At 44.8% G+C, this 15,156-nt stretch carries 16 protein-coding genes; all 16 read right to left on the bottom strand.

Annotated elements, in window-relative coordinates; genetic code table 11:
• Positions 1-92: 92 nt before the first annotated feature.
• The 16 genes from QR721_RS03505 to purE all read right to left on the bottom strand — a co-directional run bounded on the left by QR721_RS03505 (position 93) and on the right by purE (position 15,063).
• Complete coding sequence (locus QR721_RS03505; RefSeq protein WP_348029094.1) at positions 93-722, bottom strand: response regulator transcription factor; 630 nt, start codon at positions 720-722, stop codon at positions 93-95.
• A complete protein-coding gene (locus QR721_RS03500) occupies positions 715-1,761 on the bottom strand; it encodes a sensor histidine kinase (protein WP_348029093.1) in 1,047 nt (348 codons plus the stop codon). Before QR721_RS03500 ends, QR721_RS03505 begins: the two co-directional genes overlap by 8 nt.
• Complete coding sequence (liaF, locus tag QR721_RS03495) at positions 1,758-2,495, bottom strand: cell wall-active antibiotics response protein LiaF (protein WP_348029092.1); 738 nt, start codon at positions 2,493-2,495, stop codon at positions 1,758-1,760. The genes QR721_RS03500 and liaF overlap by 4 nt, the downstream gene beginning before the upstream one ends.
• 75 nt (positions 2,496-2,570) lie before the next feature.
• Positions 2,571-3,197 carry a PspA/IM30 family protein gene (locus tag QR721_RS03490; protein WP_348029091.1) on the bottom strand — a complete coding sequence of 209 codons (627 nt, stop codon included), beginning with the start codon at positions 3,195-3,197 and terminating at the stop codon, positions 2,571-2,573.
• Between the two features lie 24 nt (positions 3,198-3,221).
• Complete coding sequence (locus QR721_RS03485) at positions 3,222-3,560, bottom strand: lmo0954 family membrane protein (RefSeq protein WP_348029090.1); 339 nt, start codon at positions 3,558-3,560, stop codon at positions 3,222-3,224.
• A 190-nt stretch (positions 3,561-3,750) separates the two neighbouring features.
• On the bottom strand, positions 3,751-4,047 hold the full coding sequence (locus QR721_RS03480) for a YerC/YecD family TrpR-related protein (RefSeq protein WP_348029089.1): 297 nt from the start codon (positions 4,045-4,047) through the stop codon (positions 3,751-3,753).
• Between the two features lie 18 nt (positions 4,048-4,065).
• Positions 4,066-4,527 carry a DUF3048 C-terminal domain-containing protein gene (locus QR721_RS03475; protein WP_348029088.1) on the bottom strand — a complete coding sequence of 154 codons (462 nt, stop codon included), beginning with the start codon at positions 4,525-4,527 and terminating at the stop codon, positions 4,066-4,068.
• Between the two features lie 3 nt (positions 4,528-4,530).
• A complete protein-coding gene (locus QR721_RS03470; protein ID WP_348029087.1) occupies positions 4,531-5,061 on the bottom strand; it encodes a DUF3048 N-terminal domain-containing protein in 531 nt (176 codons plus the stop codon).
• A 179-nt stretch (positions 5,062-5,240) separates the two neighbouring features.
• A complete protein-coding gene (purD, locus tag QR721_RS03465) occupies positions 5,241-6,488 on the bottom strand; it encodes a phosphoribosylamine--glycine ligase (protein WP_348029086.1) in 1,248 nt (415 codons plus the stop codon).
• 26 nt (positions 6,489-6,514) lie between these two features.
• Positions 6,515-8,047, bottom strand: coding sequence for a bifunctional phosphoribosylaminoimidazolecarboxamide formyltransferase/IMP cyclohydrolase (purH, locus tag QR721_RS03460; RefSeq protein WP_348029085.1), 1,533 nt, complete (start codon positions 8,045-8,047; stop codon positions 6,515-6,517).
• A 72-nt stretch (positions 8,048-8,119) separates the two neighbouring features.
• Positions 8,120-8,686: a phosphoribosylglycinamide formyltransferase gene (purN, locus tag QR721_RS03455; protein WP_348029084.1), complete on the bottom strand. Its 567-nt coding sequence runs from the start codon at positions 8,684-8,686 to the stop codon at positions 8,120-8,122.
• Positions 8,679-9,701, bottom strand: a complete 1,023-nt coding sequence (purM, locus tag QR721_RS03450; RefSeq protein WP_348029083.1) for a phosphoribosylformylglycinamidine cyclo-ligase — start codon at positions 9,699-9,701, stop codon at positions 8,679-8,681. Before purM ends, purN begins: the two co-directional genes overlap by 8 nt.
• 20 nt (positions 9,702-9,721) lie before the next feature.
• The gene (gene purF / locus QR721_RS03445; RefSeq protein WP_348029082.1) at positions 9,722-11,086 is read right to left on the bottom strand and encodes an amidophosphoribosyltransferase; all 1,365 of its coding nucleotides are present in this window, start codon (positions 11,084-11,086) and stop codon (positions 9,722-9,724) included.
• Between the two features lie 20 nt (positions 11,087-11,106).
• On the bottom strand, positions 11,107-13,326 hold the full coding sequence (purL, locus tag QR721_RS03440) for a phosphoribosylformylglycinamidine synthase subunit PurL (RefSeq protein WP_348029081.1): 2,220 nt from the start codon (positions 13,324-13,326) through the stop codon (positions 11,107-11,109).
• A gap of 116 nt (positions 13,327-13,442) precedes the next feature.
• Entirely contained in the window at positions 13,443-14,585 is a 1,143-nt protein-coding gene (gene purK, locus QR721_RS03435) for a 5-(carboxyamino)imidazole ribonucleotide synthase (RefSeq protein WP_348029080.1), read from the bottom strand.
• Complete coding sequence (gene purE / locus QR721_RS03430; protein ID WP_348029772.1) at positions 14,572-15,063, bottom strand: 5-(carboxyamino)imidazole ribonucleotide mutase; 492 nt, start codon at positions 15,061-15,063, stop codon at positions 14,572-14,574. Before purE ends, purK begins: the two co-directional genes overlap by 14 nt.
• Positions 15,064-15,156 lie beyond the last annotated feature (93 nt).

The raw sequence follows: 15,156 nt of genomic DNA, 5'->3' as shown, positions 1-15,156 counted from the left end.
CAGCTACCTTAATAGTACATACGTTCCTATAACTTTGCAAATTTTCTTATCAACCAGAAAAAGCCGGCTGCCTATTAGGGCAGTCCGGCCTATTATTCGACGAGATCATGGTTGAACGCATAGATAACTGCTTGTGTCCGATCCTGGACTTCAAGTTTCGCAAGTACATTACTGACATGTACTTTAACCGTTTTGAGCGAGATGAATAATTCATCCGCAATTTCTTGATTCGTCTTGCCTTTCGTCATTTGTTGGAGCACTTCCGTCTCTCGCGCTGTCAGCTGGTCATGCTTCGCTTCAGCGGGTTTACGGACACGGTTCATTATTTTCCCCGTCACTTCAGGTTCCAGAATGGATTGTCCGTCATATGTAGACCTGATTGCTTTGGCAATTTCTCCTGCTTTGGAAGTCTTCAGCATATAGCTGACCGCTCCTGCCTCAAGCGCCGGATAGACTTTTTCATCATCTATGAAGCTTGTGACAATAATAATCTTCGCCTCTGGCCATGATTCAATAATCTGCCGGGTCGCTTCAATACCATCCATCTGTTTCATGACAAGATCCATCAGAATGATGTCAGGTTTCAGCTCAAGAGCCAGTTTTACAGCCGGCCCTCCGTCATCCGCTTCACCGATCACTTCCATATCCGGCTGAGCCATAAGATAGGAAGAGACACCAATCCGCACCATTTCATGATCATCCGCAATCAAAATGCTAATCATCTAATTCACCTGCTTTGTCTGCAAATATCGGGACCTTCACTTCAAGAATCGTTCCATCGCCAGGAAGGCTGACAACTTTGAATGTACCGCCGGCTTCAAAAGCCCGTTCATTCATATTGCTTAGCCCATATGATGTCGTCTTCGCCTCATTCACATCGAAGCCTTTACCGTCATCGGTAACACGCAAGATGATCCATTCATCGCGCTGAATGAGCAAAACATGCAACTGGGTCGCCTCTGCATGACGCAAAGTATTCGAAACCGATTCTTGAAGGATGCGGAACAGCTGATCCTCAATCCCTTTTTCAATTGGAAAATCTTCTATCTTCCAATCAATCTCAAGTACGATTTTCTGCTTTAATTCTGTAAGTAGCTCTCTCGTACCTTCCTGAAGCGATTTACCTTTCAGTGGTACAGGACGAAGATGCAGAAGCAGAGCACGCATTTCCATCTGGGATTGCTGGATCATATTCTCAATCATCTGCAGTTGCTTTCTGCCTGTTTCATTTTCAAGATGATTCATTTCATTAAATGCTGACATCATCATTGAAGCTGCGAACAACTGCTGGCTCACCGAGTCATGGAGTTCTCGCGCCAGTCGATTCCGTTCCTGTATGACGACTTCCTGAAGACTCTGTTCTCTAGATTCACTTCGTTTTGTTGCAAGCTTCTGCGACTGTTCCGCATGTAAACGGAAAATTTCCTGCAACTGATGCAAACGATACTGGATCGCTTCAAGTTCCTTCACTTTATCAAATGAAGTTGAAACTTTTTGTTCACGTATCAGGTCATCCAGACCTTTTTCAACTTTATGGATCTTTGTTCTATCACGGATCCCTATGATCAATCCTGCAATCCCACCGATCATAACAGCAATACTGAGGAACCAGATAATGAATGGCACATCATATAAAACTTTTTTATATAGAAGTGTCCAGTCCTCCAGCGGGAAAAAGAAAAATAGAATGACAGCTGCCCCAATCATGATGAGGGCACTATATAGAATACTCGCGAGAAACTGCCGGAAGATCTGTTTCATATTCGTCTCACCTCAATATCTCCGGAGATGAGCGAAGTGATGATTTTCACCCTTGGCAGGATATTCTCGCCATATCGCTCCGTTTCATATTGTAAGGACTTGTTCACAAGACTCCCATTGAATTCACCAAAAATATAAGCCCTTCCAAAAACGGAACTATGATGGATGCTCACTTCAACATCATAAGGTACGTAGATTACAATATTCCCGACAAGCTGGCGAATCGAGATAACAGCTACATCATCAGGTAAAATCGTATTGCCAAGATCGATGATTTTATCTCCATATAAACTGTGTATATTGATATCACGGAATTTGTATGGCTGATCATCTGTCCGTTCCTCTCCGAATAGGCGGCTGTCAATCAAAGGCTCCACCTTGACAAGTTTCTCTGAATCTTCCTCACTCGCATTCTGGAACCGATTTGGATTTAACCGCTCCTTTAATTTCCTGGATTTGTTGTAATCAAGGATAAAGAGGACAATGCAAGCAACAAGAATAAACCTTACCGCGAGTGTATTCAGGACGGAGAAAACAAGCCATGCAAGGCCAATCCAAAAGATGACTTTACCAGTCGTCCGGTTGAAATGCTTCCAGCCAAAGTAGGTGATCAGGCCTGCGATGAAAGCCGTAACAATCATACCTCCTCTGAAAAAGAACACTTCGACAGCAAGGAGGATCACCCCAATGATGAGAATCCAGCTAACTGTATTTGTTGATAGTCTATTGAACACGGGGCACCTCCCTGCTCGTACTAAAAATAAAGAGACACGATCAATTCGCGCCTCCCATTATATCATGATTTAATTTCACTCTGCCTTTTCAAATTCTCTTTCCAGTCTGGCAATCTTCTGGTCGAATGTACTGCGCTTGTACGCATGCTCCACCTTATATTCAAGACCTTCGATATAAGATTCGATTTCTGCAAATCTTGAGAATGGCTTATCTGCTGATTCGTCCATAACCTTGTCCATACGATAATTGGCTCGAGCGATATTCTCTCTTCCCATTAGTTCCATTCGGCGCAAATGCATGTCTTTCAGCTTGTGTTTCATCTGCTCGAATTTCTCTTCAAGACGGGCGAGCTGTTCTACAGCTTCTTCACGCGAGGCTTGCATACGATCTGCTCGTGCCTTATATTCCTCATACTCTTGCATCGCGAAATCATACATGTCCTTTTCACCTGCGCGTTCTGCAATTTCAGCTTGCTTCAGGCGTTTTTTCGCAAGATCATCCGCTTTATGATATTCTCTTGTGAATTCATCTTTCAATTTGAATTGGCGTTCAATCAGCTTGCGAACCTTTTCCTTTTCCTGCTCACTCTGGCGCAAATAATGGTTCAGTGCTCCAAGTGGATTCTTCTGTTCCTTTTGATCAAGCAGCTGGTGAATATCAGAAGAAATGGATTCTTTAATACGTTGGAATAGATTTGGCATTTTTCATGTCCCCTTTTCAATTCATTAATAATGGTGCAGTTCATTCCACTCTTTTTCAAAATTTGTGAATGGATCCTTTACAATTTCAGGCTCAGGCTTTCTCAGTTGTTTGTAGATGTAATAGACAGCGTATGCTGCAGCCAGTCCGATCAAAGCGTAAATATGGGAAACTGCCATGCTTAGAATGACAAGCCCAATAATAAGCCAAGCGATTTTTCCAATTACAGAGCCACTTCTCATGAACTGTTTGAACACAATATAAAGCAGCCATACACTGACTCCCAATAGAACCATCGGACCGATCATCGCGAAGGCAACAATTAGTGCTGTAAGTCCTGCTAGAAACAAGAGGAATTTTTTCATCTCTTCGCCTCCTTCCTTGTATTTATCTTACCTTGGCACGCACTTTTCGATAACGTACCTTGGTTATAATCTGACTAGGACCTGAGGCGTATTTATAACGCTCCCCATTAAATTTTGTAAGTAATAATACAGAAATAAGCACTTAGTCAAAGAAAAAAGCACATCGCCCTTGGCAATGTGCTCTTGCAATCTATTCTTTCTCTTTAAGCCTATCTAGAACTATTTTATAACCATCACTGCCATAGTCGATGCAGCGGCGGACACGCGAAATTGTAGCGGTCGAAGCTTTTGTTTCCTGCTCAATCTGGTTATACGTATTTCCTTCTGTAAGCATTCTGGCAACTTGGAAGCGTTGAGACAAGGAATGAATCTCACTCATTGTCGCCAAATCATCGAATAGCTTGTAACACTCTTCTCTGTCTTTCAAAGATAGAATCGCATCAAACAGCTGGTCAAGCTGTTCTCCACGTAATTTATCGATTTGCACTGTTGATCTCCCGCTTTCTTATTCGTTTGCTGTCTGAATTGCGGATTCTGCTCCAGGATTGTCCGGAACGACACTGATCCATGCTTTGCCTGGCACGAAACCGACTTCTTTCCCGTTCTTCAGAGCAATGATCCGTCCATTCTCATTTTCCCAGTGAATGCGCTGCTCTTTACCCTTCTGGAACAAATAACCGACACCACCTGATTCCAGGTCAATCTTACGGCGTCCTTCATTGTCAAACACCTCATGTGGCGCTTCAATTACAAGAAGATTCGCAACAGATACAGGATTTCCCGTATCTTTATCTGTTGTCTGCTCACCGCCTGCTGAACGTGTATAATTCTTATCTTCTGAGTTATATTGGAAGACCGGGTTATAAGCATCATTATCTGAATAGGTCACTTTGACAGAGCTTACTCCCTTGCCTTCAGGTTCTTCTCCTGATTTTATAAACGGAAGCGGCTTTTGGTTTGTCGTCAAAGCTTATCCTTCTCGTTTCGCTTCATCTTGGATTGCACCGAACTGAACATAAGAGTTATGTGGTGCCTCTCGATCAGATGAACGGATGAAGAGTTTGCCGTCATTATCATGTTGGGCGCCGTTAATGTAGTCAATGCCATCGTCCTGAATCAACTTATCCACAAACTTTGCCGCTCCATGGTAGACATAGAGCGCATCATAACCTTCTGCAAGCTTAAAATAATACTCTCTTGCGCTGCGTACAGGCCCCACCTCGTCTGGCTCTTCACTTTGATAGATGGCAAGGAATCGCGTAATATTCCCTTCTGCAAGAATCTCAAAAACGATATCCGCCTTGCTGAGACCTGTCTGTGGCCTAGCTTTCGTGTGGTTGTTCACCATAATGGCGACAGGGCGCGCATTGGCATTTGATGTTTTCTCACCTGTTAGGGGGGAAATTCCTTCCTTACCTTTCATTTTCGTTTCTTTGTCGCCTGAACAAGCAGCGAGAAGTACTACTAAACTACAAGCAATGATCAGCAGACTTCTTCTCATCTCGCATCTCCGCCTTCCGCAAACTGTTATCATATGTTGACACTATTATACGTTAAAGAGCTAAATGATAAAAGCACTATACCCTTCCCAAACAAAAAAGAGCTGTTCCCCAAGAGATCTAATAGACTCTCAGAAAACAGCCCCTGCATAATCACGCGGGAAGTCTTGACACACTTATATTATTTTTCGCCAATATCCGTTCTGTAGAAGAATTCTTCGTTTCCTTCAAACGGCGAAATAGCATCATATGCCTTTTTACGAGCTTCAGCAAAAGTGGATCCGTAAGCTCCTGCGAATAGAACACGTCCGCCATCAGAGACAAAATTTCCATCTTGTTTCTTCGTCCCTGCATGAACAAAATACGTATCTGCCTTTTCATGCAATTCAGGAAGTTCCTTGCCTTTGGCGTAGCTTCCCGGATATCCTGCTGAAGCTACAACGACTCCAAGGCAGTAGCCATCTTTCCATTTCAAAGAAGGATTTTTCTCATCCAGGACATCATTTACAACTTGAACAAAATCATTTTGCATAAGCGGCAAAATTACTTGCGTCTCAGGGTCACCGAAACGAGCGTTGAATTCAATCACTTTAGGACCTTGTTCGGTCATCATGAGACCTGCGTAGAGAATACCTGTAAATGGCTCGCCCTCATCTGCCATGCCATCAGCAGTCTTCTGGACAATTTCCTTTACCGCAAAATCATATGCATCACTTGGAATATCATCAACCGGAGCATAGGAACCCATGCCTCCCGTATTTGGACCTGCATCCCCATCAAACGCTCGTTTATGATCACGAGCTGTTGTAAGTGGGTATACATTGCGACCGTTCACAAGTGCCATCAATGAAAATTCACGACCAGCAAGGAATTCCTCAATAACGACCGTTGCACCTGCCTCAGCAAAGGCTTTGGAAACAAGCATGTCATCTACAGCTTGTTCAGCTTCCTCAACTGTCTCTGCCACGACAACACCTTTTCCGGCAGCAAGTCCATCCGCTTTAATTACGATTGGTGCACCTTGCTTGCGGATATATGCTTTTGCCTTTTCAGGATCTGCAAAAACTTCATAGGCAGCTGTAGGAACATCATGTTTTTTCATGAAATCTTTCGCAAAGCTTTTGCTACCCTCGATTGCAGCTGCAGCTTCCGAAGGTCCAAAGACACGAAGACCAGCTTGCTGGAATTTGTCCACAATACCGGCGCTGAGCGGTGCTTCCGGTCCAACAATTGTCAGACCGATATTTTCATTCTTTGCAAAGTCGATAAGTGCACCAAAATCCATTTCATCAATGGCGACACATGTAGCAATGTTTGCGATACCTGCATTACCTGGTGCTGCATATATTGTATCTGCTTGTGCACTCTCGGCAAGCTTTTGGACAATGGCATGTTCGCGGCCACCGCGTCCGATGACAAGTATGTTCATTGGAATTCCGCCTTTCGCAGTAAAGATTAATGTTTGAAATGACGCATGCTTGTTAGCACCATCGCGATTCCGTGTTTATCACATGCATCGATTGATTCCTGGTCACGCTTCGATCCACCCGGCTGGATAATCGCTTTAATTCCTGCAGCAGCTGCTGCTTCGACTGTGTCCGGCATTGGAAAGAATGCATCAGATGCAAGTGCTGCGCCCTCAGCTGCTTCTCCAGCCTGTTCAATCGCAATTTTCGCTGCGCCGACACGGTTCATCTGGCCAGCACCGATTCCTACTGTTTGACAACCTTTAGCAAGGACAATTGCATTTGATTTCACATGTTTTACTGCCTTCCAAGCGAAGATCAAGTCTTTCATTTCTTCTTCTGAAGGGGCACGTTTTGTCACGACTGCAAGCTGATCATCCTTGAATTCTGCATGGTCTGCATCCTGGATCAACATTCCTCCATTAATAGAAGTAAGCTTGTGAGAGCGTGCTTCCGTATCGACCATGTCCATCTCAAGGAGACGAATGTTCTTTTTCTGAGTCAAGATATCAAGTGCATCCTGGTCAAATCCTGGGGCAATAATAATTTCAAGGAAAATACCGCTTAGAATTTCGGCTGTCGCTTTGTCAACTTGCTGATTCAAAGCAACGATGCCGCCGAAAATAGAAACAGGATCTGCATCATAGGCACGCTGGAAAGCCTGCTCGATGTTGTCACCGACTCCAACACCGCATGGGTTCATATGTTTGACCGCTACTGCTGCCGGCTCTGCATATTCACGAACAATTTCAAGTGCTGCATTGGCATCTTGAATATTGTTATAAGAGAGTTCCTTACCGTGAAGCTGTTTCGCTGATGAAAGGCTGAATGCAGCAGAAACAGGTGTTTTATAAAATGCTGCATGCTGGTGAGGATTTTCCCCATAACGCAAATCTTGAACTTTTTCATAAGTCACTGTGTAGTTCTCAGGGAAAGCTTCGCCAGTTGCCTCTGTGAAATAACGTGCAATCATAGCATCATAATGAGCTGTATGACGGAATACTTTCGCTGCAAGTCCGTGGCGAAGTTTATAGTCTGTCTGGTCTTGCTCCAATGCTTCCAGCACTTTTGGATAATCAGAAGGATCTACGACTACAAGTACATCCGCGAAGTTCTTAGCAGCTGAGCGCAGCATTGTTGGACCACCGATATCAATGTTCTCAATAATTTCATCATCAGAGACGCCTGGCTTTGCCAAAGTCTCTTTGAACGGATAAAGGTTAACAGCAACGAGGTCGATTGTATCAATTTCATTATCAGCAAGTGCCTGGCGATGTTCCGGGTTGTCACGCTTTGCCAACAAACCGCCATGTACTTTTGGATGCAACGTTTTCACACGTCCATCCATAATTTCTGGAAAACCTGTCACTTCATCGACAGCTTTTACAGGAATCCCTGCTTCTTCTATCGCCTTCAATGTGCCGCCAGTAGAGATGATCTCGAAACCTTGCTTCACAAGACCTGCAGCAAAATCCGTAATGCCTGTTTTATCTGAAACACTAAGCAATGCTTGTTTCTTCATACTTTCTCCTCCATTTCTCAATTCTCCGTTATGTAAAAAGAAGGGCACAGTGGCCCTTGGAAAGTTTTTGAACTATTTATGTGTTAATACTTCACGAATCACTTCAGGGTACAATTCATGTTCCACTTTGTGAATCCGCTCCGCGAGTGTATCTATTGTGTCATTTGGCAAGATGTCAACTTCACGCTGCTTAATAATAGGTCCTGTATCCATCCCTGCATCAACATAATGAATGGTAACACCTGTCTTATTGACACCTGCTCTAAAGGCATCCCCAATTCCATCCGCTCCCGGGAAATCCGGAAGAAGGGACGGGTGGATATTCAGTATCCGATTTTCATAAGCTCCAAGCAGATCAGGCCCGATTAAACGCATGTAACCTGCGAGAAAAATCCATTCAATACCTTCTTCGCGCAGACGTTTCACCAAAGCTTGCTCATAAGCTGCTTTATCCTTAAACTGTTTTGGACTAAGTTCAAGCACTGGCACACCAAGGCGCTTTGCCCGTTCAACGGCACCAGCTCCAGGCTTATCACAAACAAGTAAGGTAATCTCACAAGGCAGTTCTCCAGCTTTCATAATTGCCTCGAAATTTGATCCTGAACCAGAAGCAAATACCGCCGCTTTCACTTTAGCCATTGATGAACTGCACACCTTCAGTGTCTGTCACTTTACCAATGACAGATGCTTTCTCGCCTGCCTGTCCAAGTGCATAGAGGACTTTATCTTGGTCTTCAGGAGCTACGACGAGCGCAAGGCCAATGCCCATATTGAAGACGCCGAACATATCTTTATCGGAGATGTTGCCTTCTTTTTGCAAGAAGTTGAACACATGTGGTACTTCCCAAGCTGAACGGTCAATTTCAAAACCGAGACCTGCAGGCACGACACGTGGAAGGTTTTCATAGAAACCGCCACCCGTAATATGGGAAACACCTTTTACATTTACCTCTTGCAAAACAGCCTTCATCTGTTTCGCATAAATGCGTGTCGGTTCAAGCAAAGCTTCACCAAGCGGACGATCGAAGCCTTCATATGTTTTCTTTAAATCGAGCTTATCTGTAATTTTTCGAACGAGTGAGAACCCGTTGGAATGAACACCGCTAGAAGCAAGACCAATGACAACATCACCAGCTTCGATATGTTCGCCTGTAATGAGCTTCGGCTTGTCAGCGATTCCGACTGTGAATCCTGCCAAGTCATACTCATCTTCGGAATACATACCAGGCATTTCCGCAGTTTCACCACCGACAAGTGCTGCCCCAGCTTGAACACAGCCTTCAGAGATACCAGCAACAATTTGTTCAATTACAGCAGGGTCATTCTTTCCACAAGCAATATAATCGAGGAAGAAGAGCGGTTCTGCTCCTTGAGCCACAATATCATTCACACACATGGCAACGACATCAATGCCGATCGTATCATGCTTGTCCATCTGGAAGGCGAGCTTCAGTTTCGTACCGACTCCATCAGTTCCGGAGACAAGCACAGGTTCGTCATATTTGAAAGAAGTGAGTTCAAACAGTCCCGCAAAAGAACCGATCCCTCCAAGTACTTCACTGCGTTTTGTTTTTGCAATATGCTTTTTCATTCGTTCTACAGCTTCGTAGCCTTTTTCGACATCCACGCCTGCCGCTCTGTATGCATCTGACATAGTTTCCCGCTCCCTCTTCTTTATTTGCTTGCTGTTTCGGTCACATGATTGTAAGTAACCGGATATTTACCAGTCATGCAAGCATTGCAAATTCCCTGGTTGATCGTCTTGTCTTTAACAATCGCCTGTTCAAGGCCATCTACAGAAAGAAACGCGATGCTGTCTGCTTCGATGATTTGTCCTATTTCTTCTAATGTATGATTTGCTGCAATTAATTCTTCTTTTGTCGACATATCGACTCCATAATAGCATGGATCCGTGATGAGTGGAGAAGCGATGCGTACATGTACTTCTTTCGCGCCTGCCTCTTTCAACATCCGTACAATCCGTCTGCTTGTCGTACCACGAACAATCGAATCATCGATCATGACGACACGTTTACCTTCCACAATTCCGCGAACTGGAGAAAGCTTCATCTTAACACCCTGTTCTCTCAATTCCTGTGTCGGCTGGATGAATGTACGTCCGATGTAACGGTTTTTAATAATGCCGATTTCATAAGGAAGCCCGCTCTCTTCCGCATACCCAATTGCTGCAGAGATGCTTGAATCCGGAACACCTGTTACTACATCCGCTTCGATAGGCGCTTCTTTGGCAAGCTCAATTCCCATCCGTTTTCGTGAAGCATGTACATTCACATGATTCAAATCACTGTCTGGTCTTGAGAGATAGACGTATTCCATGGCACATAGTGCACGCTGTTCACGTAAAGCGAAACGTGTTGACTTGATTCCTTCATCACTGATTTCGACAAGTTCTCCAGGCATAACTTCTCTTTCGAACTTCGCTCCAATGATATCGAAGGCACATGTTTCCGATGCAACGACGTATGAATCCTTCAGCTTACCGATTGACAAAGGCCTGATCCCTCGTGAACCGAGAGCTGCATACAGCTTGTCATCTGTCATGATGAGAAACGCGTAGGCTCCAACAATTTTACGAAGAGCCTCAATAATCGTATCTCTGGAAACCTTCCTGCCCTTCTGTTTCATCAGATGGGCAAGGATTTCCGGATCGGCTGATGTTTGCAGAATGCTTCCTTGTGATTCCAATTCCGTACGAAGCTCATTCTTGTTCATAATGGCGCCGTCATGTGCGATGGCTACATTCTCCGACTGAGAACGGAAAAGGAATGGCTGGACGTCATTAATGCTTCCTTCGCCACCAGACGGATAACGGACATGGCCGATCGCCGCATGGCCGGGCAGCTTGGAGAACTCTGCCCGCTCAAATACATCGTTCAGCAAGCCCATGCCCTTATGAATATTCAGTTCAGTGCCATTCGTCGTTGCAATGCCGGCACCGTCTTGGCCGCGATGCTGAAGAGCATGCAGGCCATAGTAGGTGATTTCGGCTGCTGAATTGTGACCCCATATACCAAACACAGTGCATTCCTCATTTTTGCTTAGGATTTCAATACGCTTGGAATTGCTTCCTTCCAAAGCTTATTGAGTTGCTGAACATCTTCCTCAATCACAAGTTTGCCGTCGATTGTTACTTTAAGTTCCGGCTTTTCGTCTACTGTTCCGATTTCCTGTGCTGCTTCAACAAGCTTTTCGAATTCTGCTTTGTTCTCAAGTTTCACTGTCACAAGGAAACGTGACTGAGATTCACTGAATAGAACTGTTGTCGCATCACCAGCAAGTTCACATGAAGCTCCAAGGCCTTTGCCTCCGAATGTGCTTTCGGCAAGTGCTACACCAAGACCACCTTCTGAAAGATCATGTGCTGATTCGATAAGGCCTTTTTTGATTGCTTCAAGAAGCTGTTCTTGACGCTTTGCTTCTTTATGCAAATCGATGTGCGGAGCTTTTCCACTGTAATCACCATCAACAATTTTCTGAAGTTCAGATCCGCCGAATTCTGCTTTTGTTTCACCAATTACATAGATTGCATCGCCAGCTTCCTGGAAGTGGCTCGGTGTTACATGATCAAGAGATTCGAAGAGACCTACCATACCGATAATCGGAGTCGGGAAGATTGGCTTGCCGTTAGACTGGTTGTAAAGTGATACGTTACCGCTAATAACAGGTGTTTCGAGCACTTCACAAGCTTCTGAGAGACCATTGATGCTCTCTTCAAGCTGCCAGAATACTTCCGGATTTGTTGGATCACCGTAGTTCAAACCATCTGTAAGCGCAATTGGTTTTGCTCCAGTAGCAACGATATTACGTGCTGCTTCAGCTACTGCGATCTTACCGCCCATGTTCGGATCGAGGTAGATGTAACGTGCATTACAGTCTGTAGTGATCGCGATTGCTTTGTCCTTGCCTTCGATCTTCACAACTGCCGCATCTGAACCAGGGCCGAATACGACACTGTCATCTGCAGGAGCATCGAACTGGCTATATGCCCACTCTTTGCTAGCGATTGTCGGCTGTTGAAGCAACTGTTTCAAAGCTTCTGCCTGATCTTTCACTTCCGGAATAGCGACTGGATGTTTCTGGAACTCTTTGAAATATTCCGCCTCTTTTGATGGCAAGTGGTTTGTCGGCACGTCTTCAGCAAGTGCATCAACAGGAAGGTCACATACAACTTCACCTTTTTCGATCAGACGAAGTACTTTCTCCTCGATGACTTTACCAATAACGACTGCTGGAATATCGTGTTTCTTGAAAATGTCGATAATTTCTTGTTCACGATCCTTTTTGACGACGAGCAGCATTCTTTCTTGAGATTCTGAAAGCATCAATTCATACGCATCCATATTCTCTTCGCGAGTCGGCACTAGATCCATGTTCATTTCAATCCCTGTACCGGACTTAGAAGCCATTTCACTTGAAGAAGATGTCAGACCAGCCGCACCCATGTCCTGCATACCGACAAGAGCATCGTTCTTGCACACTTCAAGGCAAGCTTCGATCAAGCGCTTCTCAACTTCAGGATCACCGATTGCAACTGCAGATGTGTTGTCCTCTTCCGTATCAACTTCACTGGAGGAGAATGCAGCACCACCGATACCATCGCGGCCTGTTGGCGCACCTACATAAAGAACACTGTTGCCTGGTCCGTCAGCAAGACCCTTTTGCAATCCATCATGATCTAGAAGTCCAACAACCATTGCATTGACAAGTGGCTTCTCATGATAGCAAGCGTCAAAGCCAACTTCACCGCCGACAGTTGGAACACCAATCGCGTTGCCATAGTATGCAATACCGCGGATTGCTTCTGAGAAGAGTTCCTTGTCCTTAGCATTATCCAAGTTTCCGAAACGAAGTGAGTTCATAGAAGCAATCGGCTTCGCACCCATTGAGAAGACGTCACGGATGATTCCGCCAACACCAGTTGCCGCACCTTCAAATGGTTCAACAGCTGATGGTGAGTTATGAGATTCGATTTTGAACACCACTGCCTGGTTATCACCGATATCAACAACACCTGCACCTTCACCAGGTCCTTGAAGAACTTGAGGTGCTTTCGTTGGGAATTTTCTAAGTAGTGGCTTGGAAGTCTTATAGCTGCAGTGCTCTGACCACATTGCTGAGAAGAGTCCTGTTTCAACAAAGTTCGGATGACGCTTGAGCGTATCTTTAATCAGGTTGTACTCCTTGTCAGATAGACCCATTTCCGCATAAATCTTGTCCTGCTCAATCTGTTCCGGCTGGATTTGATTATTTTTCGTCATCGTTAGCTCTCCTTTTAAGTGAAAAAGAATGGATTTTGTATGTTTAATGGCGTTTTTCCGCCTCTGCTGCAAGCGTCCGTGCATTGGCACATCATCCGCTCAAAACTTTTTATTAATTAATTTTGTGTTGCTTTCTCGTAATCATTGATCATGCGTTCCAGCTGTTCTTTTGTTTCAGCCAGGAACGTGACATGGCCCATTTTTCGTTTATCTTTCGGTTCCGCTTTTCCATAAAGATGGACAAAAGCATCTTCAGAAAGCGGCATCGCCCGAAGTACACCTGGCAAGTCTTCTCCGAGAACGTTAATCATGACAGTGTCACCAAGAAGTCGAACCGGCATGAGCGGTAATCCACAGATAGCGCGAACATGCTGTGCAAATTGTGATATATTGCAAGCTTCTATTGTGTAGTGACCTGAATTATGCGGTCGCGGAGCCATCTCATTCAAGAAGATGTCTTCGCCTCTCACAAACATCTCAACAGTAAATGTCCCGACGATATCCATCTCGTCAGCAAGAAGACCTGCTGCTGCTTTTGCACGTTCAATAACTTGTCCACTCACATTAGCTGGAACTGTCGTTTTATATAGGATGTGGTCGCGATGGTCATTCTCCGCAATCGGGAAAAATTCAATGTCACCATCTTGTGATCTCGTAAATACGGCAGAGATTTCACGTTCAAAAGGAATCCACTGCTCAATGATGCATGGTGACTGCTTATCAGCAAGCTCAATTGCTTCAGCAAAGTCCTGAGCTGATTCAATTTTCACTTGACCTTTGCCGTCATACCCTCCGCGACAAGTCTTGATGACTGCTGGAAGTACGAATGTTGAGAGTGCCTCTTTTGCCTCTTCAGCACTTTCAACAATCGCGAACTCGGGAACAGGAAGGCCGAGATCTCGGATCAATTCCTTTTCTCGCTTACGATTCTGAGTCACTTCAAGCGCGCGCGCCCCTTGAGGAAGTTTGCCCTGCGCTTCAATGTAGGCCGCTGCTTCGAGGTCAACATTCTCGAATTCGTATGTAATGACGTCACTCACTTCCGTAAGCTTGCGAATCCCGTCCATGTCATCATAAGCAGCTTCTATATGAATGTCCGCAACTTGTGCTGTCGGACAGTTCGGAGTCGGATCAAGTACAGCAATGCCATATCCCATATGACGAGCAGCTAGGGCCATCATTCTTCCCAACTGGCCCCCACCGATAATTCCAATTGTCTGAGGTGGCAATATGGTGAGTTTCTGTTTATCTGTTTGCAAGATCATCCCTCATTTCTGCAACTTTATCTTTCAAGCCTGATTGATATTTTTGCAGTTTCTCTGCAATTGAGTCATCTGAAGTACCGAGGATTTGGGCTGCAAGCAAACCTGCATTCGTGGCTCCTGCCTTACCGATTGCTACCGTTGCTGTCGGCACACCGCCTGGCATTTGAACGATTGACAGAAGTGAATCAAGGCCATTAAGTGCTTTCGATTGGACTGGAACACCGATGACCGGCAATGTCGTCTGGGAGGCTGTCATCCCAGGAAGATGTGCCGCGCCACCTGCTCCAGCAATAATCACTTTCAAGCCGCGTTCGCGTGCTGACTTCGCATATTTGAACATATCATCAGGTGTCCGATGAGCACTGATAACATCCTTCTCATAAGTAATCTCAAGTTCATCCAGCACTGTGCATGCATGCTGCATCGTTTCCCAATCTGAAATGCTTCCCATAATGACGCCTACAACTGCCAAAATCATCCCGCCTTCCATCTCTATCAGCTAAAATTATTCATTCTCTTTAATATCCGCTTTTCCCATTTTTTCAATATGGCAAAACGATAAAAC

Origin of the sequence: Aciduricibacillus chroicocephali (genome assembly GCF_030762805.1) — a bacterium.
Classification (GTDB): Bacteria; Bacillota; Bacilli; order Bacillales; family Amphibacillaceae; genus Aciduricibacillus; species Aciduricibacillus chroicocephali.
This window is presented reverse-complemented; position numbering and strand designations above follow the sequence as displayed.